At 66.9% G+C, this 21,847-nt stretch carries 25 protein-coding genes and 1 pseudogene; 15 read left to right on the forward strand and 11 right to left on the reverse strand.

Going from position 1 to position 21,847, the window contains the following annotated elements; translation table 11 throughout:
- Window positions 1-26: 26 nt before the first annotated feature.
- A complete protein-coding gene (locus M1248_RS18540) occupies window positions 27-278 on the reverse strand; it encodes a hypothetical protein (RefSeq protein ID WP_317149306.1) in 252 nt (83 codons plus the stop codon).
- Between the two features lie 203 nt (window positions 279-481).
- Window positions 482-1,351: a 1,4-dihydroxy-2-naphthoate polyprenyltransferase gene (locus M1248_RS18545; protein ID WP_317149307.1), complete on the reverse strand. Its 870-nt coding sequence runs from the start codon at window positions 1,349-1,351 to the stop codon at window positions 482-484.
- Between the two features lie 71 nt (window positions 1,352-1,422).
- Here M1248_RS18545 and M1248_RS18550 point away from each other — a divergent pair, with 71 nt between their 5' ends.
- From M1248_RS18550 to M1248_RS18570, 5 genes are read left to right on the forward strand one after another with little or no spacing between them, the layout of a single operon-like run.
- Complete coding sequence (locus M1248_RS18550; RefSeq protein ID WP_083124226.1) at window positions 1,423-1,647, forward strand: hypothetical protein; 225 nt, start codon at window positions 1,423-1,425, stop codon at window positions 1,645-1,647.
- Between the two features lie 3 nt (window positions 1,648-1,650).
- Window positions 1,651-2,427, forward strand: coding sequence for an S-methyl-5'-thioadenosine phosphorylase (locus M1248_RS18555; RefSeq protein WP_163734609.1), 777 nt, complete (start codon window positions 1,651-1,653; stop codon window positions 2,425-2,427).
- Window positions 2,424-3,485 carry an NAD-dependent epimerase/dehydratase family protein gene (locus M1248_RS18560; RefSeq protein WP_317149308.1) on the forward strand — a complete coding sequence of 354 codons (1,062 nt, stop codon included), beginning with the start codon at window positions 2,424-2,426 and terminating at the stop codon, window positions 3,483-3,485. Before M1248_RS18555 ends, M1248_RS18560 begins: the two co-directional genes overlap by 4 nt.
- On the forward strand, window positions 3,486-4,298 hold the full coding sequence (locus M1248_RS18565) for an alpha/beta hydrolase (protein WP_317149309.1): 813 nt from the start codon (window positions 3,486-3,488) through the stop codon (window positions 4,296-4,298).
- A 13-nt stretch (window positions 4,299-4,311) separates the two neighbouring features.
- Complete coding sequence (locus M1248_RS18570) at window positions 4,312-5,439, forward strand: nitronate monooxygenase (RefSeq protein WP_163734618.1); 1,128 nt, start codon at window positions 4,312-4,314, stop codon at window positions 5,437-5,439.
- Window positions 5,440-5,469: 30 nt separating this feature from the next.
- Here M1248_RS18570 and M1248_RS18575 read toward each other — a convergent pair whose 3' ends face one another.
- A complete protein-coding gene (locus M1248_RS18575; RefSeq protein ID WP_174262165.1) occupies window positions 5,470-5,859 on the reverse strand; it encodes a hypothetical protein in 390 nt (129 codons plus the stop codon).
- Between the two features lie 60 nt (window positions 5,860-5,919).
- Entirely contained in the window at window positions 5,920-6,366 is a 447-nt protein-coding gene (locus tag M1248_RS18580; RefSeq protein ID WP_317149310.1) for a nitroreductase/quinone reductase family protein, read from the reverse strand.
- A 79-nt stretch (window positions 6,367-6,445) separates the two neighbouring features.
- On the opposite strand from M1248_RS18580, the gene M1248_RS18585 reads away from it, so the two are divergent.
- Entirely contained in the window at window positions 6,446-7,777 is a 1,332-nt protein-coding gene (locus M1248_RS18585) for an adenylate/guanylate cyclase domain-containing protein (RefSeq protein WP_317149311.1), read from the forward strand.
- Here the strand turns inward: M1248_RS18585 and M1248_RS18590 are convergent.
- Both M1248_RS18590 and M1248_RS18595 read right to left on the reverse strand, forming a co-directional pair.
- Window positions 7,774-8,799, reverse strand: a complete 1,026-nt coding sequence (locus tag M1248_RS18590; protein ID WP_163734628.1) for a sensor histidine kinase — start codon at window positions 8,797-8,799, stop codon at window positions 7,774-7,776. The two genes, M1248_RS18585 and M1248_RS18590, sit on opposite strands and share 4 nt — an antisense overlap.
- Window positions 8,789-9,487 (reverse strand): response regulator transcription factor, encoded by a 699-nt coding sequence (locus tag M1248_RS18595; RefSeq protein WP_163734631.1) that lies wholly within the window; start codon window positions 9,485-9,487, stop codon window positions 8,789-8,791. The genes M1248_RS18590 and M1248_RS18595 overlap by 11 nt, the downstream gene beginning before the upstream one ends.
- A gap of 100 nt (window positions 9,488-9,587) precedes the next feature.
- Between M1248_RS18595 and M1248_RS18600 the strand changes: the two genes are divergently transcribed.
- The 3 genes from M1248_RS18600 to M1248_RS18610 are packed head-to-tail and all read left to right on the forward strand — an operon-like array spanning window position 9,588 to window position 11,537.
- A complete protein-coding gene (locus M1248_RS18600; RefSeq protein WP_317149312.1) occupies window positions 9,588-10,244 on the forward strand; it encodes a glycosyltransferase family 2 protein in 657 nt (218 codons plus the stop codon).
- Window positions 10,241-10,906, forward strand: coding sequence for a DUF2064 domain-containing protein (locus M1248_RS18605; RefSeq protein WP_317149313.1), 666 nt, complete (start codon window positions 10,241-10,243; stop codon window positions 10,904-10,906). Before M1248_RS18600 ends, M1248_RS18605 begins: the two co-directional genes overlap by 4 nt.
- A 1-nt stretch (window position 10,907) precedes the next feature.
- The gene (locus M1248_RS18610; RefSeq protein ID WP_317149327.1) at window positions 10,908-11,537 is read left to right on the forward strand and encodes a class I SAM-dependent methyltransferase; all 630 of its coding nucleotides are present in this window, start codon (window positions 10,908-10,910) and stop codon (window positions 11,535-11,537) included.
- Between the two features lie 3 nt (window positions 11,538-11,540).
- Here the strand turns inward: M1248_RS18610 and M1248_RS18615 are convergent, their stop codons facing one another.
- From M1248_RS18615 to M1248_RS18635, 5 genes are all read right to left on the reverse strand, one after another.
- The gene (locus M1248_RS18615; RefSeq protein ID WP_317149314.1) at window positions 11,541-12,590 is read right to left on the reverse strand and encodes a hypothetical protein; all 1,050 of its coding nucleotides are present in this window, start codon (window positions 12,588-12,590) and stop codon (window positions 11,541-11,543) included.
- Window positions 12,571-13,092 carry a hypothetical protein gene (locus M1248_RS18620; protein WP_317149315.1) on the reverse strand — a complete coding sequence of 174 codons (522 nt, stop codon included), beginning with the start codon at window positions 13,090-13,092 and terminating at the stop codon, window positions 12,571-12,573. The genes M1248_RS18615 and M1248_RS18620 overlap by 20 nt, the downstream gene beginning before the upstream one ends.
- Before the next feature lies 1 nt (window position 13,093).
- Window positions 13,094-14,437, reverse strand: coding sequence for a molybdopterin-dependent oxidoreductase (locus M1248_RS18625; RefSeq protein WP_317149328.1), 1,344 nt, complete (start codon window positions 14,435-14,437; stop codon window positions 13,094-13,096).
- Window positions 14,438-14,562: 125 nt separating this feature from the next.
- Window positions 14,563-15,924, reverse strand: coding sequence for a hypothetical protein (locus M1248_RS18630; protein ID WP_317149316.1), 1,362 nt, complete (start codon window positions 15,922-15,924; stop codon window positions 14,563-14,565).
- A 189-nt stretch (window positions 15,925-16,113) separates the two neighbouring features.
- Window positions 16,114-16,728, reverse strand: coding sequence for a pyridoxamine 5'-phosphate oxidase family protein (locus M1248_RS18635; protein ID WP_163734648.1), 615 nt, complete (start codon window positions 16,726-16,728; stop codon window positions 16,114-16,116).
- Window positions 16,729-17,005: 277 nt separating this feature from the next.
- Between M1248_RS18635 and M1248_RS18640 the strand changes: the two genes are divergently transcribed.
- From M1248_RS18640 to M1248_RS18665, 6 genes and pseudogenes are all read left to right on the forward strand, one after another.
- Complete coding sequence (locus M1248_RS18640; RefSeq protein ID WP_163734653.1) at window positions 17,006-17,767, forward strand: GntR family transcriptional regulator; 762 nt, start codon at window positions 17,006-17,008, stop codon at window positions 17,765-17,767.
- Window positions 17,767-17,994, forward strand: coding sequence for a ferredoxin family protein (locus M1248_RS18645; RefSeq protein WP_099038114.1), 228 nt, complete (start codon window positions 17,767-17,769; stop codon window positions 17,992-17,994). Before M1248_RS18640 ends, M1248_RS18645 begins: the two co-directional genes overlap by 1 nt.
- Window positions 17,995-18,009: 15 nt before the next feature.
- Window positions 18,010-19,431, forward strand: coding sequence for an ABC transporter substrate-binding protein (locus tag M1248_RS18650; RefSeq protein WP_317149317.1), 1,422 nt, complete (start codon window positions 18,010-18,012; stop codon window positions 19,429-19,431).
- 14 nt (window positions 19,432-19,445) lie between these two features.
- Window positions 19,446-20,291 (forward strand): ABC transporter permease, encoded by an 846-nt coding sequence (locus tag M1248_RS18655; protein ID WP_317149329.1) that lies wholly within the window; start codon window positions 19,446-19,448, stop codon window positions 20,289-20,291.
- Window positions 20,288-21,031, forward strand: a complete 744-nt coding sequence (locus M1248_RS18660) for an ABC transporter ATP-binding protein (protein ID WP_317149318.1) — start codon at window positions 20,288-20,290, stop codon at window positions 21,029-21,031. Before M1248_RS18655 ends, M1248_RS18660 begins: the two co-directional genes overlap by 4 nt.
- Window positions 21,031-21,798: pseudogene (locus tag M1248_RS18665) on the forward strand (FAD-dependent oxidoreductase); the annotation flags it as partial. The gene M1248_RS18660 and the pseudogene M1248_RS18665, both read left to right, overlap by 1 nt.
- Between the last annotated feature and the right edge of the window lie 49 nt (window positions 21,799-21,847).

Below are 21,847 nucleotides of genomic sequence, written 5' to 3' on the forward strand. Positions count from 1 at the left end.
ACCAGCTACACCGAAATCGCGGTCAGCTAGACCTTTGTCAGCGTGAAGGTGAACTGGTCGTAGGGCTGCGGCGGTTTGCCATATGCCTCGGTTGACGAGAATCGGAAGTTCATTCCACCGGTCGCGGTGGTGCCGTCGGGGCACTTCACCACGTCGGGCAGGTTTTCCACCGTCAGTACCCAGCCCCGGAAGTTCGTCGCCTGTCCGCTGAAGCCGGGCTTACCCGCGCCGGGAGAGGCGACGATGTTGATGCAGACGGGCTCGCAGGGGGTGGCCACCTACTGCTGGGTGCTGACCCCGTCGGAATAGATGGAGGTGCCGTCGAGGTCGCGGGGATTCTCGGCCCCGGCCGGACCCGCGAACCCCACGGCGGCGATTGCCAAGATAACCGCTGAGTGTATTGCTCGACTCGTCGTCATGACGTGCCTCCGCATCAGCTTCTTCAGCTATCGCAGCAGTTCGGGGCTCGGTTCGGACGGAATCAGCCAAAAAACAGCGCCGCAGAAACGGCGAGCGACCAAACCAGCATGGTCAACCCCGTATCGCGCAGAACCGGGATCAGATCTTTGCCACCGGAACCTTTTCGCACCGGAGAAGCGGCCCGCATCGCCAGGGGGAGCGCCACCAGGCCGACGGCGGCCCACGGCGTCGCGAGGATCAGCACCAGCGTCAGGGCGAACGCCACCGCCAGCAGCGTCTGGTACAGCAGCCGCGTGCGCGGGTCGCCGAGCCGGACGGCGAGGGTGATCTTGCCGGATTCCTTGTCGGTCGGGATGTCTCGCAGGTTGTTCGCCACCAGCACCGCCGACGACATCGCGCCCATCGCGACGGCCATCGCCGCGCCGACCCAGTCGATCCGCAGCGCCTGGGTGTACTGGGTGCCGAGGACGGCGACGAGACCGAAGAACACGAACACCGCGACCTCGCCCAGCCCGAGGTAGCCGTACGGCTTCGAGCCGCCCGTGTACAGCCACGCGCCGGCGAGACACAGTCCGCCGACCAGGATCAGCCACGGGGCACTGAACCACGCGAGCGCGAGTCCGGCGAGGGCCGCGATGGTCAGGCTGACGATCGCGGCGGTCAGCACCGAGCGCGGGCTGGCGACCTTCGACCCCACCAGCCGCAACGGTCCCGCCCGCACGTCGTCGGTGCCGCGGACGCCGTCGGAGTAGTCGTTGGCGTAGTTCACCCCGATGATCATCGCGACCGCGACGACCATCGCCAGCAGAGCTTTCCACCAGCACCACGCGTGCAACCAGGCCGCCGCGCCGGTACCGGCGATGACCGGGGCGATCGCATTCGGCAGCGTTCTGGGCCGGGCACCCTCCACCCACTGCGCGAAACTGGCCACGAGCGCCAGTCTTGCACGGTCGTTGTTTTCCTCTTCGGGTCCGGCGCCCGTACGCGTGGCAGACTGTGCTCATGGAGGACCGACTCAGTAAGACCGAGATCCGCAAGGACGCCGTGCAGGAGATCGTCGAGTCCGGCGCGGCAACCGTCGGCGATGTGGCCTCGATCATCACCACCGCAGTCAAGGACGTCGCAAACGCCATCGGCGGCTTCGCGACCGATGTATTCGAGATCCGCGACGGAGCACGACGCGCCTCGCAGCAGTCGGTGGTCGAGGACGAAACACCGGGCGTGTAGCCCTTGCTCGGAGTCATCGGCGGCAGCGGGTTCTACACGTTCTTCGGTTCTGACGCCCGCGCGATCAGCTTGGACACCCCCTACGGCGAGCCGAGCGCGCCGATCACCGTCGGCACCGTCGGCGACCACGAGGTTGCGTTCCTGCCACGACACGGTGCCGGGCACGAGTTCTCCCCGCACACCGTCCCGTACCGCGCCAACATGTGGGCGTTGCGCGCGCTCGGTGTGCGGCGCATCTACGGGCCATGCGCCGTCGGCAGCCTGACGCCGGACCTGGGGCCGGGTGCGATGGTGGTGCCTGATCAACTGGTCGACCGCACCAGCGGCCGCGACGACACCTATTTCGACTCGGGCGGCATCCACGTCGGGTTCGCCGACCCGTACTGCCCGACACTGCGCGCCGCGGCGGCCGACCTACCCGGGGTGGTCGACGGCGGGACGATGGTGGTGGTGCAGGGACCGAGGTTCTCCACCAGGGCTGAGAGCCGCTGGTTCGCGAGCCAGGGTTTCAGCCTGGTCAACATGACCGGATACCCAGAGGCGGTCCTCGCCCGTGAGCTCGAAATGTGTTATGCGGCAATCGCTTTGGTGACGGATGTGGACGCGGGGATCGACAGCGGAAGCGCGGTCCGCGCGGTCGACGTCTTCGCGGAGTTCGAGCGCAACCTGGTGCCCTTCAAGAAGCTCGTGCACGAGGCCATAGATCAGGTTCAGCTCGAGCGGACCTGCACGCATTGCCTTCCGCACGAAGGCATTCAACTTCCGTTCGACTTGCCGTGAGAGTTCTGCTGACCGGAGCGGCCGGGTTCATCGGAACCCGGGTCGACGCCGCACTGCGCGACGCGGGGCACGACGTCGTCGCCGTCGACGCGATGCTGCCCGCCGCGCACGGTCCGGGCGCCGAGCCGCCGCCGGACTGCCGGGTGCTCGACATCCGCGACGGGTCCGCGCTGGCGCCGCTGCTCGACGGTGTCGACGTGGTGTGCCACCAGGCCGCGGTGGTGGGCGCCGGGGTGAACGCCGCCGACGCACCGTCGTACGGCAGCCACAATGACTACGGGACGTCGGTTCTGCTGGCCGAGATGTTCGCCGCGGACTGCCGGCGGCTGGTGCTGGCCTCGTCGATGGTGGTCTACGGCCAGGGCCGCTACGACTGCGCCGAGCACGGTCCGATCGACCCGCTGCCCCGCTCGCGCGCCGATCTCGACGCCGGGGTGTTCGACCACCGCTGCCCGGTCTGCGGTGCGACGGTCAACTGGCAACTGGTGGCCGAGGACGCGCCGCTGCGGCCGCGCAGCCTGTACGCCGCGAGCAAGACCGCGCAGGAGCATTACGCCCTGGCGTGGTCTGAGGCCAGCGGCGGCTCGGTCGTCGCGCTGCGCTATCACAACGTGTACGGCCCGCACATGCCGCGCGACACCCCGTACTCCGGGGTCGCGGCGATCTTCCGCTCGGAGCTCGAATCCGGCGACGTACCAAGGGTTTTTGAAGACGGTGGTCAAATGCGCGACTTCGTGCACGTCGACGACATCGCGGCAGCCAACGTCGCGTCCGTCGAATCCGCAGTCGACGGCTTCGACGCGTTCAACGTCTGCTCCGGTCGGCCCATTTCGATCATGGAGGTCGCGACCGAGTTGTGCGACGCACGCGGTGCCGCGGAGCCGCCCCGGCGGCGACATGAGGCTCTAGCACCCGTCGTCACCGGGCAGTACCGCAGCGGCGACGTCCGCCATATCGTCGCCGACCCCGCCCGCGCGGCCGATGTACTCGGTTTTCGCGCCGTCGTTGATCCGCGCGACGGCCTGCGCGAGTTCGCGTTCGCACCGCTGCGGGCGTAGATGAAGCGCCTCGCGGTGGTTGTCGCTATCGTCGCGCTCGTGGCATCGGGTCTGCTGGCGTTGGCGTGGTCGCAACAGCGACGGTTGATCTACTTTCCGTCGCCTGGGCCGGTCCCGCCAGCGGCAACGATGTTGCCCAACGGCCAGGACGTCGTACTGGACAGCGACGGAATCCGTTTGGGGGCGTGGTATTTCCCTGTCGCCGGCGGCGGTCCCGCGGTGCTGGTGTGCAACGGCAACGGCGGCGACCGGTCGGGCCGGATCGCACTGGCCGCCGCGCTGAACCGTATAGGCCTTTCGGTGCTGCTGTTCGACTACCGCGGCTACGGCGGCAACCCCGGCCGACCTTCCGAGGACGGAACGGCCGCCGACGCGCGGGCCGCCCAGGCATGGCTGGCTGCGCGACCCGGCGTGGAGAAGATCGCGTACTTCGGCGAATCGCTCGGCGGCGCAGTCGCTGTCGGCCTCACGGTGGAACGGCCGCCCGCGGCCTTGATTCTGCGATCGCCGTTCACCTCCCTGCCCGACGTTGGCGCGATGCACTATCCGTGGTTGCCGGTGCGACGGCTGCTGATGGACCGGTATCCGTCGATCGACCGGATCGGATCGGTGCACGTGCCGGTCATGGTGATTGCCGGCGACCGCGACGACATCGTCCCTGAGGCACTGAGCCGTCGACTCTATGACGCGGCCAATGAGCCCAAGCGGTACGTGCTGGTGCCGGGGGGCGGTCACAACGACCCTGAGATGTTGGACGGCCGGCAGATGCTCACCGAGATCCAAGGGTTCCTGTCGTCGACCGGTGTGACCTAGTGATACTGGTGGAATGAAGCCCGCCATTTGTGAGCAGTTCGGCATCGATTTCCCCCTCTTCGCGTTCAGCCACTGTCGGGACGTCGTGGCAGCGGTGACCAATGCCGGGGGGTTCGGCGTCCTGGGCGCCACCGCCTACACACCGGAGTTGCTCGACCAGGAACTGTCGTGGATCGACGAGCACGTCGGCGGTAAGCCGTACGGCCTCGACCTCATCGTGCCCGCCAAGTTCGAGGGCAAGGGCGAAAAGTTGGGCCGGGGCGAGCTGGCGTCCCGCATCCCCGACGACTACCGCGAATTCATCGCGGAGCTGCTGGCCAAGCATGACATCGAGCCCGAGGCGTCGCCGAAGACCGGCCCGTCGTTCCTGTCGGGAGACACCGGGCAGGAGCTGCTCGAGGTCGCGATGAGCCATCCGATCAAGCTCATCGCCAACGCGCTTGGGGTGCCGCCCGACTACATGATCGAGGCGGGGAAGAAGAACGGCGTCCCGGTCGCCGCGTTGGTGGGCGCGAAGGAGCATGCGGTCAAGCAGGCGCAGGCGGGGGTGGATCTGATCGTCGCTCAGGGCACCGAAGCCGGCGGCCACTGCGGCGAGGTGACGACGCTGGTGCTGATCCCCGAGGTGTTGGAAGCTCTTGCGGCGATCGGGAGCAACATCCCGGTGTTGGCGGCAGGCGGGATCGTTACCGGCAAGCAGATGGCCGCGTGTGTAGCGATGGGTGCCGACGGGGCGTGGACCGGCTCGGTGTGGCTGACGACGGAGGAGGCCGAAACGGCGCCGCATACGGTGCAGAAATTCCTCGCCGCATCCTCACGCGACACAATCCGCTCGACCGGCCGAACCGGAAAGCCTGCGCGGCAGCTGGTTTCGGACTGGACCGACGCGTGGCAGCCGAACGAGGGCGGTCACAAAACATTGCCGTTGCCGCTGCAATCGATGGTGGCCGAGCCGATCATCCGGCGCATCGACGTGCTCGCGGCGCAAGGCCATCCGGGGGCGCAAGCCTTGGCGACCTATTTCGTCGGACAGGGCGTGGGGCTGATGAACAAGGTGAAGCCAGCCAAAGAGGTGGTTCGTGAGTTCATCGAGGACTACCTGTCAGCGACAGAACGGCTGAGCAACTCACTGCCGGACTAGGTTCCGGCAGTGAGCGTCAGCCAGCAAGTCCTACGGGACCTCGATGCAACCCACGCCGGGAACACAACCGCCGCCGCCACCTGGGCCGCCGCCGCCTGACGGGCCGCCGGGGATGGACCCGCCGCCTCCGCCGGGACCGCCGCCACCCGTGGGGCCGCCCGGGATCGTTCCGCCGCCGCCCTCCGGGCCGCCCCCGCCGGTGGGGCCTCCGGGAACCGCACCGCCGCCACCGGGCGCGGTCGTCGTCGCCGGAGCGGGTGCGGGTGCGGTCGTCGTCGCCGACGTCGTCTCGGTGGTCGTGCTGGTCGTGCTGGTCGTGCTGGTCGATTCACCTTCGTCGCCGCCGCCACAACCCACGGCCAACACCATTGCAGCAGCGCCGCCGAGCACAGCGAACGATGTGCGTAGTTGCTTGTTCACAGTTCCTCCGTTTCCTTCCGACGCGGTGGGACTACCCGTCCCAGTCGGCTCGAAACGGACCTAGTCGAGGGCGATGCGGACCGAGATCGGATCGCTTTCCATCGCGCGCATCGTGAACGCGGTCGCCGATTGTCCGAACCGGCCGCCGCCACCGAAGCTGCGGGCACGGGCGCGCACGTCGTCATCGGGTTCGAAAGTGGCTGTGCCGGTGCGCCACTCGTTGTTCACCCGTACCCGGACATTCGGGTTGGCGGCGATGTTGTAGGCCCAGCCGGCGCGGCGACCGTGTTGGGAGATCACCCACAGGTCGTTGCCGTCGATCCGTCCGGCCAGCGGCACCCGGCGCGGTTCTGACGACTTGCGGCCGATGGTTTCGAGTTCGACCACAAGTGACGAGCGGACGCCCAGGCGGTCCAGCGCCGTCACCAACGGGTTCATCACGATGCGTCCCATGCGTCGTTCGAACTTGAATTTGCGTCGCGCCTTCTCGGCACTCTTGGTCGCCATGGTTAGCGACGATAGTAGAACGATCACTCAAATACAAGAGTCGCGGATGAGGGCGGCGTTCAGATGGCATGCTCTTGCCATGGGGGGCGTGCCGGAGACGCTGTACGCGCAGGACAACGGTGTCCACTTCGCGTACCAGGTCCTCGGCGACAAAGGTCCCGACCTACTGTTGGTACCGAGTCCGAACTTCCCGATCGACCTGGTGTGGGACGACGCCGCTGTCGCCGGACATCTTCACCGCCTGGCGTCGTTCAGTCGTTTGATCCTGACCGATCTGCTCGGGATCGGCAGCTCCGATTCGGCGCCGGCCGACAATCCTTCGATGCAGGTCTGGACCGACGGCCTCGTTTCGGTGCTCGATGCGGTCGGGAGCGAGCGAGCGTCGGTGTTCTCGATGACGGAGTCAGGGCTGTCTGTCATGTTGTTGGCCGCCACCCATCCTCAGCGGATTCGCTCGCTTGTGCTTTCCAGTCCCTACGCAAACTTTCTCCGCACTGCCGGCCAGTCGTTCGGACTACCCGAGTCCGAGCTCGCTCGGTTCAACGAGGCGTTCGGTCGCAATGTCGGGACGGGAGCGCTCGTCGACGTGTTGGCGCCGAGTTGGACCAACGACGCCGCCAAGAGGCGTTGGTGGGGCCGCAATGAACGCCTCGCGGGCGGACCCGGGGACTGGGTGCGGGCGTTCGACCTGTTCGCGCGCACCGACGTCCGCCCTCTGCTCGGCAGTATCCAGGCGCCGACGCTGGTGGTGCGCCGTCGCGGCGATCGCCACGTACGCGACGGTCATGCCCAGGACATCGTCGGGCGGATTCCCGATGCTCGACTGGTCGAGTTCGACGGCGAGGACAGCGTGTGGTTCGCCGGCGATGCCGACAGCCTGCTCGACGAGGTGGAAACATTTCTCACCGGCCAACGCGGTGCGCCACCGTCCAACCGCGTGCTGGCCACGGTGTTGTTCACCGACATTGTGGGCTCGACCCGACGTGCTGCGCAGCTCGGCGATGAAGCTTGGACGAAAGTGCTTGCCGCCCATGACCGCGTCGTCGATCGAAGTGTGGCCAGCTGGCGTGGTGAAGTCGTCAAGTTCACCGGCGACGGTGCGCTCGCGACATTCGATGGTCCCGCGCGCGCGATCGAATGCGGATGCGCGATACGCGACGCGGTCGAAGATCTCGGCTTGGAAGTCCGTGTGGGTCTGCACACCGGAGAGGTCGAGAAATCCGACGGCGACATCCATGGCATCGCGGTCCATGTTGCGGCCCGCATCATGGCGTTGGCCGGCTCTGGCGAGGTGTTTGTATCGGGGGTGATCCCGCCATTGGTGCTCGGTTCCCGACTGCGCTTCACCGATCGCGGTGAGCACCAATTGAAGGGTGTGCCCGGAATGTGGCGAGCATTCGCTGTGGATTAATCCTCGGCCGCCAGCGGCAACCGCACCTCGAACCGTGCGCCGGCGTCGAGGTTGTGCGCGGTCAGAGTGCCGCGATGGGCCTGAACGAGACCCGCGGCGATGGCGAGGCCGAGTCCGGATCCGCTGGGCAGCGACGAATCCGAGCGTGGCACACGGTTGTTGGAGCCGCGGTATGCGACATCGAACACCCGCGGTAGGTCAGCCTCGGCGATGCCGACGCCGGTGTCGTCCACGCGGGCCCACGCGCCGTTGTCGTCGGCACCGAGTGAGAGCAGAACCTCCCCGCCCTCCGGTGTATGCGCGATGGCGTTGGCCACCAGGTTGGACAACACCCGGACCAAAGCCCGGTCGCTACCCACCACCCGTACCGCCTTGGACGGCAATTCGGCCGTCAGGTGCACGCCGGCGCGCTCGGCGGCGATCCGGTGTGCAGCCAGGACGTCGTCGACGACCTCGTCCAGCGCCACCTTGTCCAGCGCGGGTCGTATCGCGCCTGCATTGATCTTCGACATCTCGAACAGATCGTCGACCATATCGGCGAGCCGAATCGATTCCTGCTCAATCGTTTTGGCGTGCACCTGCACCTCTGATTCGGGAACCACACCGTCGGCGATGGCCTCGGACACCGCGCGGATCCCGGCCAGCGGTGTGCGCAGGTCGTGGCTGACGAAGGCCACCAGCCGCCGCCGCGACTGCTCTGCGGCCCGTTCGGAATCGCGGATCTCCTGCTCCCAGACGGTGCGCCGGGCTTGGTAGCGCGCCAACATCACCGCCGCCGGAATCGTGACCACCGCGACGATGACCAGCACGACCGCCGTCTGTTCAAACGTCTCGGTGAGCATGAACCCGCTCGCGCCCAGCACTCCGGAGAACGTCGCCAGTACCGGGATGAGCACCAGCGCCACCATGCTGACGGCCAACGACCACGACCGTGCCAACCGGATGATGATCGCTCCGGCGAGAACCACCGGCACCGAGCAGGCGAACGCCCACCAGGCGATCTCCCACAGGTCAGTGGGCATGAGCCTGCTGTTCGTCGGCGCTGCTCCAGAGGTAGCCCTTGCCCCACACGGTCTGCAACCGGTGCGCGTCTCCGAGCTTGGACCTCAGCCGCTTCACATGCACCGTCACCGTCGACAGATCGCCGAAGTCCCAGCGCCACACCTGTTTCAGCAGTTCCTCACGGGAGAACACGGTGTCGGTGTGTGTGAGGAAGAACATCAGCAGGTCGAATTCGCGGTTGGTCAGCGATACCGGGTGCCCGGACACGGTCGCCGAGCGCGCGGCTGCCGACACGCTCAGCCCGCCCACCGTGATGTCGAGCGGTGGGGGGCCTGACTGCGCAGGAGCACGCCGCAGCACCGACCGGACCCGCAGCGCCAGTTCGCGCGGACTGAACGGTTTGGTCAGATAGTCGTCGGCGCCGGCCTCCAGACCCGCGATCCGGTCGTCCTCTTCACCGAGCGCGGTCAGCAGGATCACCGGAATCGCGTAACCGCCGCGCTGCCTCAGGCTGCGGCACAGCGTGAGGCCGTCAGGTCCGGGCATCATCACGTCCAATACCGCGACGTCGATGCGCTGCGAGCCGAGCAGCCGCAGCGCCTCCGTTCCGTCGTGGGCGATCGACACCTCGAGGCCATCGCGCTCCAGATACCGGCGCACGACATCGCGCACGACGGTGTCGTCGTCGGCGATCAACACCCGAGTCACCCCCCGAGGTTAGCCCCGCACACCCGCGACCTGCAGCAACGTAATGAATTCGTCATGGGTCACCCTGTTTGACCAGCGCGAGGGTGGTTAGCCTCGAACCATGCCCGACTGTCCCGTCACGGTGGTGCTGCCGTGCCTCAACGAGGCCGCGTCGCTGCCGGGGGTGCTGGCGGCGATCCCGCCTGGGTACCAGACCCTGGTGGTCGACAACAACAGCACCGACGGCACCGCCGAGGTGGCCCGACGGCACGGTGCGGACGTGGTTGCCGAGCCCCGCCCGGGATACGGCTCCGCGGTGCACGCCGGGATCGTGGCGGCGACGACGCCGGTCGTGGCGGTCATCGACGCCGACGGCTCGCTTGATCCGCGTGACCTGCCGAAATTGGTCGACGATCTCGAACGTGGAGCGGATATGGCGATCGGACGGCGGCGTGCTGTGAAGGGGCTGACCTGGCCGTGGCATGCCCGCGCCGGGACCGCTGCGGTGTGCTGGCGGCTGCGTCGCAAGCACGGTCTGCCGGTGCACGACATCGCGCCGATGCGGGTGGTCCGTCGCGACGCGCTATTGGGGCTCGGCGTGCAGGACCGCAGGTCCGGATATCCGCTCGAACTGTTGGTGCGGGCCGCTGCCGCGGGTTGGAACGTCGTCGAACGCGACGTGGACTACGGACCCAGAACCGGGGGAAAATCGAAGGTGAGCGGTTCGATGCGCGGCAGCGTGGTCGCGGCCGTCGATTTCTGGCGGGTGATTTCGTGATTCCGGTGGTCGCCCTGGTGGTGGCGAAGGCGCCCGTGCCCGGATTGGCGAAGACGCGGCTGGCCGCCTCGCTAGGGGATCGGGTGGCCGCCGACATCGCGGCCGCTGCGCTGCTGGACACCCTCGACGCGGTCGCCGCCACGCCGGTACAGGCGCGCGTGGTGGCGATGACAGGCGACCTCGATTCCGCGCGGGCATCGGCGACGATCCGTAGCCGCCTGGAATCGTTCACGGTGGTGCCGCAGCGCGGGGATGGTTTCGCCGACCGGCTCGCCAATGCGCACATCGACGCGGCGGCAGCGACGGGCATTCGAACGGTGCTGCAGATCGGTATGGACACGCCGCAGGTGTCGGCCGACATGCTCACCGAATGCGCCCATGAACTGATGGGCACCGGCGCGGTGCTCGGCCTCGCCGACGACGGTGGATGGTGGGTGCTGGGAGTGTCCGACGCCGCGATGGCGGATTGCCTTCGGACGGTGCCGATGTCGCAACCCGACACCGGGGCGTTGACGCTGGCCGCGTTGTGGTCCAAGGGAATCGAGGTCACGCGGGTCGCCGAGTTGGGGGATGTCGATACCGTGGCGGACATCGCGTCGGTCCGGCGGATGTGCTCCGCGGACAGTCATTTCGCCCGCGTCACCGAGGGGGTGCATGCCTGACATGCTGGGCCACCTTTATGACCGCGCTCTCGACGGTGAGCGGTGCTGGATCAGGCGCGACGACGGCGAAGTCCGACGGTTACCGGTGCGACGGTGGCTCGGAGGGAAGCACGCCGACGACAAGTTCGACAGTGCCGTGCTGGAACTGTGCACTGGTCCGACGATCGACTTGGGTTGTGGTCCTGGTCGATTCGTGACTGAACTCATCCGGTGTGGCATTCCCGCGCTCGGGGTCGATCAGTCGGCGACGGCCATCGACTTGGCGCGGCGCAACGGTGCTCCGGTGCTCCGACGAGACGTGTTCGGACCATTGCCGGGGATCGGACGCTGGCAGACAGTACTGCTCGCCGACGGAAACGTGGGGTTGGGTGGTGACCCACTGCGGATGCTGAGAAGAGCAGCCGAGTTGTTGGGTCACGGTGGCAAGTGCGTGGCCGAATTCGATTCGGAGGCAATGGGAATCCGAACCAGCTGGGTGCGACTGGAGTCCAGCCGGACTATCGGACCGTGGTTTCGTTGGGCATTGGTCGGCATCGATTCCGCCGCCTCGCTCGCCAAGGACGCAGGATTGGTGATGACGGGTATGCAGACGATCGGCGGGCGTGTCGTGGCGACGCTGGCTTTGCCGTGACGATCACCGGGGTAACAGATCCTCGGTGATGATCTGCAGCGACCCGTTGGGGCTGCTTCCTGTGATCAGTACCGCACCCGAACGTGGTTCCACCGCGACCGAATTGGGTTGTTGCACCGTCGGAACGGTGCCGGCGATCCGTGGTGTGGCGGGATCGGCCACGTCGATCACCTGCAGTTGGTTGGTGGCGGTCAGGGTGACGAAAAGCCGTCGACGATCGGGGTCGTATGCCAGCCCGTAGGGCTTGCCCGGCGACTCGACCTTGGCCAGCTCGCTGATCTGCGGCGTGATGCGTTCGATGAGCACGGCGCCGCCATCGGTGTCGGCGAATGCGACGAGGTCGTCGGACAACGCCACCGCGTGCGTCAGCTTGGTACCGACCGGCCCTTGCGCCACTTGCTCCCGGATCGATCCGTCATAAACCCACACTCCGTTGCCCTGCACGTCGGCCACGGCCGCGTACTTCCCGACCGCCGCGGCGCCACCGGGCTGCGGCGGACCCGCGGGTAGGGATCCGACGACGGCCCCGTCCCGAACGAACACCACACCGCCACCCATCTCGTTGGTCACGACGACCGTGCCGTCGGACGTGCGCACTGAATCGTGAGGCTGCCGCCCGACGCCGGCGGTCCTGGATACCACGTCGCCATCGGCAAGCCTCATTTCGACCAATTCGTCGGACGACTCCAACGGGACCAACACTGGCCCGTCGGCCCCGGCGAGGCTCAAATGCCGTGCAGCTCCGCCCATCTGGACGGTCTGGCGAACGACCCCGGTTGTGCTGTCCACCAACGTCACGCCGGGGGGATTACGTACGGCGATCGCAGCGGTCCCCGATCTGCCGATGACGATGCCCTCGGGCCCGCCGGGGATCGGCACGACCCTGCCGACCGGTGGCACCGTCGGCGCCCCGGCCGGAGCGGGTTCGGCGGCGGGCGCACGTGAGGACCGCGGCGCGGATGTCTGCTCCGGTGTCGCACCTCCGCCGCAGCCTGTCACGACCGCAATCACGGCGAGCAGCGCCCCCATCGCCTCAATCGGCCGATTCGGCACTTCGGACCGTCCTTTTCTGCGGGCCACTGGATTTCGCCCGGCTGAGAAGGAGCTTGATCGCGAACGCGATGGCACTCGCGGCGAACATGGCCGCGCTCAGCAGCAGCCACCGACCGAGGAAAGGTTCCTGGGTCTGTCCGGTGGCGGCCAGATACGTCGGCGCGCCTTGTTCGATGATGCCGGGCAAAAAGACCACCAGCGTCAGCGCAGCTCCCAGCGTGGGTACCCGGATGAAGTTGAGCACAGGCACATTTGCGACTGGACGCCGATTGGCTGTCAGCAGTCGGTCCGCCAGTGCATAGATTGGAAACAGAACGAGGTCGTGAGCGATGATCGCGGCGGCGAACCACACTGCGATCGACTGCCACCACACGTTGGGGTTCCACAACGTCTCTGGCTTGATTGTCGCGATGACGTATCCGAAGAGCGCGAAACCTGCGACCAGCGTCAGCAGGTGCAGTGGATGCGACCCGTAGACGCGGTGAAATCCGTTCAGTGACATGTCACTTCGCCCTGAAATCGATGGATGCGACCCATTTGGTGTTGTGCACGCCTGGCAATGCCGGAACGATGATTCGTGCTGGAAAGCCGTGATCGAGGGACAGGTCGGCGTCGTTGACACGAAGCGCAAGCAACGAATCCGGGTGCATCACCTGGTTGGCCTGCAGGGTGGCGCGGTTGAACGCGCCAAAACGTTCCACTGAGCGCACGAATGCGGACCGCGGTTCGGGAATGCCGGCGAGCCTTGCCAGATCCCGCAGTGGCACCCCGGTCCACGTCTCGGTGGTCGACCAGCCCTCGACGCAGGCGATCGGCAATCGTGCGGTGTGCTGCGACATCGCGGTGAGCATCGCGCGGTCGAGAACGACCGGCGACGGCCCACCGGTCAGGGTCAGGCGCCAGCGTTCGCCGGTCAAGTCGGGGGTGATCCGGGCCGCGGCGGCCGTGCGGTTGATCTGGAAGTCGTTTGGCCCGTCGCCGTGGGTCCGCCCGCGGGGCAACAGCAGTGCTGTCTGCCGAGTCCAGCCGCCCAGCGTCTGGCCGGCGGTGATGACTGCCATGAACACCGCGCCACCGCCGACGAGGGCGAGGGCGCCGCGGCGGCTGATCGTGGCGGGTCCGGGTTCGGCTGCCACGAGCCCGTCGGGTTCGTACGGTTCGGGTCGGGTGTCCCTGGTGTTGGTGCGCAACACGCGTCGCATGGACATCGATCGAAGCCCTAGCCGCATGCGCGGAATCTTGATGGCGATGTGAATCACGAAGCCCGCGATGAAGACCCATGCTCCGTAGTAATGGGCCGTATAGAAGCTGAAGCCGAAGATGTAGTCGTACTGGATGTTGAGGACGCCGGTGATGATCTCGAACAGGATCCCACCGACAAGCATCAGCAGCGAAATGCGTTCGAGCAACTGTGCCACCGAGCGTGACGGTGGCCATGCGAAGAGTCGCGGAATCACCGACCAGAGTTTGGCCAGCACAATCGGGATCAGGATCAGCCCGAGCCCGACATGCAGGCCTTGGTTGAGCCGGTACAGCCATGACGGGTCGGTCGGCCAGTCGAACGTCGGTAACTTGAGCCAGCCGACGTCGCCCGGAATCGCCTGGCCGAACTGCGGCCCGTACGCGATGTACGAAAGCAGACCGGTGATCGTCACCACCGGAAGGGTGATCAGCAGTACAGACCCGAGCGCAGACGTCAGCCATAGGCCGCGCAGCGGACTGCGCCAGCGCGTGGCGCGTTTCAGGCCCGGTGGCGGATGCTCGTCCAGACCGCGCCACAGGCGTCGGGGGAATCCGTATCCGGGCGCGTCTGTCGGCGCTCCATCAGGCTCCTCGGAATGGTCCATGTGCTCGGGTGTCCGTCCCACCTTGAGTGGCGTGAGTCGCGCGTTCGTTCGCATCCGATTGTCGACCCACAAGCCACCGGTTGCCGGGAATCGAGCAGTGCGTCACCGAATAGTCAGCGACGACGTCACCAATTCGTCAGGATCAGATGGTTCAGCGCGAGCGCGCCGACCACGTTGACGGCCAGCCACCACCGCTGCGAACGTGGCGGCAACAGTGCCCCGGCCGCCGTCAGCCAAATCGTGAACGGCAGCCAGATGCGTTCCGTTTCGGCCTTGCTCAGCATGGACAGGTCCGCGAACACGATCGCGACCAGCGCTCCCAGCACGACCAGATGCAGACCCGGCCGCAGCCTGATCGCGGCCCGGTCGAAGACGCGGCCGAGTCCCGCCACGCTGCCCAGCCCGATCGCGCACACCACCGACGCGAAATTCGCCCACGACCAGTACTGGAACGGGCGGTCGTTCGCGATGCCCTGCCAATAGCGTTCCTGCACAAGGACATACCCGTCGAACCACCAGAACCCCGCGGCGGCGAAGACCGCGACAACGACGAGCGCGACCAGCACCGCAGGGATCAGCGCGCGCAGCGCCGCCCGCCAGTCCACCGCCGCGAGCAACACCGCGACGGCGGGAGCTGCCATGAGACCCAAGCCGTAGTTGAGGAAGATGCCCCACCCCAGCAGCAGCCCGGAACCGGCCGCCGCCAGCATCGGCCAGCGCACGGTGCGCCGAGCCGCCAACGCCAGCAACGCGATACCCCACGCCGCCACACCGGCGAAGTAGCCGTCGGCGGACACGGCGATCCAGATCGCCGTAGGCGCAACCGCCGTGAACGGTGCCGCCATCCGCGCGACGTCCTCATTGGCGAGTGCGCGCACCGCGACCACGATCGCGGCTGCCGCGCTCGAACCGACGAGCAGGCACAGCAGCGCCGCCCATCCGCCACCGCCCAGCCCGATGCGGTCGAGCCAGACAAACGACAGCAGCGCTCCCGGAGGATGGCCCGACACGTGGGTGATCCACGAATCAGGCTGGTAATCCAGGATTCTGCTCGCGAAGGTGCGCACCGCCTCCGGGATATCGGTGATGGTGGGTACCTGGCGCAGATACTCATGCCGCGCGGTGAGCCGACCGGCGAAACCGCGTTCCCAGCCGTCGATCATGGCGAGCGAAAACGCCCATGCGCACGCCGTCGCCCACGTGACCCACGGCACCCATCGCCACGGCAGCCGCCGCGCCACCGACGGTCCCCACCACACCGCCGCGGCGCCGATCACGACGGCGGGGACAGTGCCCCAGCCGACGTGGGCATTCCACCACCCGAAGATCGGCGCGGTGCCCGCGAAGTCGCGGAAGCGTTCCGGGGTGGCATTGATCAGGGGGGTGACGATGCCGAGGTCCAGGTGCGGCACCACGAATGCCGCGATGACAAGGACAACTCCGACGGCGACCGCCACGATTTCTCGTCGGTGAGAAGTGGCCGCCATCTGAACGACCCTACCCATCCACCATTGCACTACTCGAGGGCACGACAGCGGTCATCGACGTCGCCCCGATCGGGCACATCACCGAGGAGCACCTCCCCATCATCCTGAACTCCTCCAACACCAACGCGAGGATCTGAGCAGCTTCACCACCGTTGCCGACATCCCCGTCGATGGCGGCGTCAACCAGTTCTAGTAGAGCTGCCTGCGATAGTTGTCGTCGCTGTAGTACTCCTCGAGCTGGGCTTGCGTCCAGTCGGTGCGGACGGCCTTGGCGAGTTCGGCGACGCTCGGCAAGGCCGTCGGATTCCAACTTGACGGATCCCAAGTGTCCGACCGCATAAAAGCCTTGGCGCAGTGGAAGAACACCTCTTCGATGTCTATCTCCAACGCGAGGATGGGCCGGTTACCGTTCACCACCATGGCATCGAAATAGTCTGCGTCAGAGAGGATTCGCGCGGAGCCATTGATGCGCAGTGTGTCGCCGCGGCCCGGTATCAGAAACAGCGTGCCGACCTGCGGGCGCTGCAACACGTTGAGGTAGCCGTCGACGCGCTTGTTGCCCGGGCGCTCGGGGATCGCGACCGTCGTGTCGTCGATGACGTGAACGAAGCCGGGCGGGTCGCCTTTCGGTGACACATCGACGCGGCCCTGCGCATCGGTGGTCGCGACGAAGCCGAGCGGCGAGTGCGCCAGCCAGTCCCGCTGGACAGGGGACAACCTGTCCTTGACCTTGTTGGCGACCGCCTGCTGAGGTTCCCCGACAATCGCGCGGAGGTCGGCGACGGTGGTCACTTCGTGGCGCATGGCTACATCATGCTCGCCGCGTCGCTGCCCCTTCGCAGAGACGGCGCTCACCGCCGATCCGCACCGTTCTGCTCACCGCGATTTGAAACCTCTCGACGCCGGAGCACTGGCGCAATGGCTGTCGTACGAGGCCTAACGGCAGGTCGGCGAGGCTGTGGACCGGCGCATTCACCTGAGCCGCGCCGATCCCTCAATGCGGTTGGTCGGCGGCCACCGCATCCACCGATAACGTCACCGACCAGGTCAGTCACACGACGACAGCCCCCTGGAGGTGACCGTGGCCAGCCAAGAAGCCCGCGCGCAGCATGCCGAACCGACGCCGATCCGCCGACCCCGAGCCGACCAGGCGCGCCTGGTCGCCGATGTCCTGAGGCACCAGATTCATGCGGGCGGCTACTCCGACGGACTGCCCACCGAGCAGGACCTGGCGAGCGAATTCTTCGTTTCCCGCAACACCGTCCGTGAGGCGCTGGCTGCGCTCAAGGACGAGGGCCTCATCGACCGCGGTCCCCGCACGGGCACCCATGTCGCCATCCGCAAGTACGACCACGGTCTCGACGCGCTCGTCGGCCTCAAGGAGACGTTCAAGGGCTACGGCGAGATCCGCAACGAGGTGCGCACGACCATGAACGTCGCTGCGCCACCGTCAGTCGCGAACCGCTTACAGCTGAGCCCGTCCGAGCCCGTCGTGTTCATCGAGCGTCTGCGCTACCTCGGTGACCTCCCGCTGTCACTCGACATGACCTACCTCGCTCCCGACATCGGCCGCGAGGTCATCGAGCATTCACTCGAGGTCAACGACGTCTTCGCGCTCATCGAGCAGGTCACCGGGCGGCGCCTCGGCGGGGCCACCCTTGCAGTCGAATCTGTTGCCGCCGATGCACATTCAGCCGCCATCCTGCAGGTCCCGGACGGTGCTCCGGTCCTGCTGTTGGAGCGCCTCACCCACCTGGACGACGGACGGCCCGTCGATCTCGAGTACATCCGCATGCGCGGGGATCGAATTACGCTGCGCAGCAATCTGGTTAGGGGAAACTGATGGCCCAGGTCAATCAGCGTGTCGATGTGCCGGTGACCATCGACGAGTCGCTGTGCATCGAAGGGTGCACATTGTGCGTCGAGATCTGTCCACTCGACTCCTTGGCGATCAATCCCGAGAACGGCAAGGCCTTCATGCACGTGGACGAGTGTTGGTACTGCGGTCCCTGCGCAGCGCGCTGCCCCACCGGCGCTGTCTCCGTCAACATGCCCTACCTCCTCCGCTGAGAATCAGGAACATTCATGAAGCGCATACTCGCCATAGCCTCTGTTGCCCTCACCGCCGGTTCATTGGCCGCCTGCTCGCTTGACTCCCAGTCCGAGTCCGCAGACACCGTCAACGTCGTCATCGGCTATCAGTCCAAGACCATCAACACCGTCACCGCCGGAACCCTGTTGAAGGCCAAAGGTTTCCTGGAGAAGCGGCTCGAGGACGTCTCCAACTCCTCGGGAGTGAACTACAACGTGCAGTGGCAGGACTACGACACGGGCGCCCCTATCACCGCCCAGATGGTCGCCGAGAAGATCGATATCGGCTCGATGGGCGACTACCCGCTGCTCATCAACGGCTCCAAGACCCAGGCGAACGAACGCGCCCGCACGGAGTTCGTCTCCGTCACCGGCTACAGCCCGACCGGCGCACTGAACATGGTCGTCGTCCCGCCCAACTCGCCCATCCGATCGATCACCGATCTCGCGGGTAAGAAGGTCTCGGCCAGCGTCGGCTCTGCGGGCCACGGCACGTTGGTCCGCGCACTCGACAACGCCGGCATCGATCCCAAGACCGGCGTCGAGGTACTCAACCAGCAGCCTCAGGTCGGCGCGTCGGCGCTGGAATCCGGACAGGCGCAGGCACTTTCACAATTCGTCGCATGGCCCGGTCTGCTGGTCTTCCAGGACAAGGCCCAGCTGCTCTACGACGGTGCCGAGGGTGACTACCCGACGTTCCACGGAGTCGTCGTCCGCCGCGACTACGCGAGCCAACACCCCGAGGTGCTCGACGCGTTCCTGCAGGCACAACTCGACGCCACCGACTTCCTCAACGAAAACCCGCTGGAGTCCGCCCGGCTCGTCGCTGAGGGCAGCGGCCTGCCCCAGGAAGTCGTGTACCTCTACAACGGCCCCGGCGGCACCAGCTTCGACACCACGCTCAAGCCGTCGCTCATCGAGGCGTTCAAGGGCGACGTGCCCTACCTCGAGTCCATCGGGGACTTCGCCGATCTGAACATCGACGAGTTCGTCGACGACACCGCCATCCGCAAGGCGTTCGCGGAGCGTGGGCAGGACTATGAAGCCGCGCTGAATACGACGACGAACCCGTCAGCGCTGGGCGGTCAGGATCCGGTCTGCAACGTTGCGGTCACCGATCCGAAACTGGCGAGCGAACTCTGGATCAATGGCAGGGACGCCACCCAGGCTGCCGCGAACCCCGGATGCCTGTTGCGCGCCGTGCGCGAGGCGAACGCCCGCGGAGAGCAGGTCCGTGCGGCCTACGTCCCCGACAGCGAGTTCGGCACGCGTTGGTTCGCCGACAAGTCCGTCTGGGTCCAGGATGGTCGTAACTTTCTGCCGTTCGGTACGCCCGCCGGTGCGCAGCGCTACATCGGCGGCCATCCCGGCGCGACGGTCGTCGAGTACCAGCAGGCATTAGTGGGTGCGGTGTGACGGCCGCGCCGGCGGTGCTGACACCCGACGCGCCCGCAGTCGCCGCACCGACGGACGCCACCGTCAAGGCACCTGCCCGCAGGACCTGGTCATCCTGGCTGGTGCGCATCGCCTCGGTGGCGGCCGCCATCGCACTCTGGCAGCTGTTGACCGCCAGCGACGTTCGGCTGTGGCTGCGATTCGACACGTTGCCGACGGTCACCGAGATCGTCTCCGCGTTCGGCACGCGGGTGGGTACGCAGGACTACTGGCTGGACTTGGGCCAGTCACTGATCCGCATCCTCACCGGATTCGCTCTCGCTGCTGTCGCGGGTGTCGTCACCGGCATTCTGCTCGGCCGCTCGAACGCGTTTGCCAACGTCTTCGGCCCGCTCACCGAACTTGCCCGACCGATCCCCGCGATCGCGATCGTGCCCGTCGCGATCCTGCTGTTCCCCACCGACGAGGCGGGGATCGTCTTCATCACCTTCCTCGCCGCGTACTTCCCCATCATGGTGAGCACCAGGCACGCGGTGCGGGCGCTGCCGACGCTGTGGGAGGACTCGGTGCGCACGCTCGGCGGCAACCGATGGGACGTCATCACCCGAGTTGTGTTGCCCGGCATCCTCCCCGGTGTCTTCGGCGGGTTGTCCGTTGGCATCGGAGTCGCGTGGATCTGCGTGATCTCCGCCGAGATGATCTCCGGACGTCTCGGCGTCGGCTACCGCACCTGGCAGGCATACACCGTGCTGGCCTATCCCGACGTCTTCGTCGGCATCATCACGATCGGCGTGCTCGGCTTCGTCACGTCTGCCGCCGTCGAACTCATCGGCCGGCGAGTAACCCGTTGGCTGCCCCGCGGTGAGGAGAACGGGCGATGACGGGTATGTCCCTGGAACTGCGCGACGTCGTGCTCAGCTACGGCGGCGCGCCCGTCGTCGACGGACTGGACCTCGACGTCGCGCCCGGCGAGATCCTGGTGCTGACCGGACCATCGGGCTGCGGCAAGTCGACGGTGCTGCGCGCACTGGCCGGCTTGCTGCCACCGGACAGGGGAGAGGTGCTCGGCGACGGTGACCGCGTCACCACCACGTCCCGCGACCGCGCCATGGTTTTCCAGGACAACGCGCTGTTGCCCTGGCGGACTGTGCAATCGAACGTCGAGCTCGCGCTCAAACTGGCCGGACGCCCGCGCCAGGGCCGCCGCGAGGAGGCGTTGCGGTGGGTCGCCGACGTCGGGCTGACCGGGTTTGAGAAGTATCTGCCGAAGAGTCTGTCCGGCGGGATGCGTCAGCGTGTGCAACTCGCCCGCGGGCTGGCCGGGGCGCCGCGCGCGGTCATGATGGACGAACCGTTCGGCGCCCTCGACACGCAGACCCGCGCCACCATGCAGCGCCTGCTCATCGAGACCTGGCGTGCGCACCCGACGACCGTTGTCTTCGTCACTCACGACGTCGACGAGGCCCTGCTCATCGGGGACCGCATCGCCGTGCTCGGTCGTGCGGGGCAACCCCTGCGCGCACTGCTCGACGTTCCATCGCCCCGCGACACCAGCGTAAACCGGGCCACCCTGCGTGCTGAAGTCATTGTTGCACTCGATCATTCGGAGTTGGTCAGCTAGTGGAAGTTCCTGCGCTCGAAGACGCCGTGCGCCTCGACTGCGACGTGCTCGTGATCGGTGGCGGCACGGCCGGAACGATGGCCGCGCTCACCGCCGCCGAGAACGGTGCGCAGGTCCTGCTGCTCGAGAAGGCCCACGTCCGGCACTCCGGTGCGTTGGCCATGGGCATGGACGGCGTCAACAACGCCGTCATCCCCGGCAAGGCCACACCCGAGGACTACGTCGCCGAGATCACCCGCGCCAACGACGGAATCGTCAACCAGCGCACCATTTATCAGACCGCTACCCGTGGTTTTGCCATGGTGCAGCGACTGGAACGGTACGGCGTCAAGTTCGAGAAGGATGAACACGGCGAGTACGCCGTGCGGCGCGTCCATCGCTCCGGCTCATACGTGCTGCCAATGCCGGAGGGCAAGGATGTCAAAAAAGCGCTGTACCGGGTGCTGCGGCAGCGATCGATGCGCGAGAAGATCCGCATCGAGAACCGGCTGGTTCCCGTCCGCGTACTCACCGAGAACGGGCGCGCGGTCGGTGCCGCCGCGCTGAACAGCCGCACCGGAGAGTTCGTCGTCGTGGGCGCCAAGGCCGTCATCCTCGCCACCGGACCGTGCGGCCGGCTGGGGTTGCCCGCCTCGGGTTACCTGTACGGCACCTACGAGAACCCGACCAACGCCGGTGATGGCTATTCGATGGCGTTCCACGCGGGCGCCGAACTCTCCGGAATCGAGTGCTTCCAGATCAATCCGTTGATCAAGGACTACCCCGGATTTTTCGCGCAATGTCGCCTGTGACGGTGTGTAGATAAGCGAAAGTGCC

It is taken from the genome of Mycobacterium sp. 29Ha (assembly GCF_032883055.1).
Classification (GTDB): domain Bacteria; phylum Actinomycetota; class Actinomycetes; order Mycobacteriales; family Mycobacteriaceae; genus Mycobacterium; species Mycobacterium gallinarum.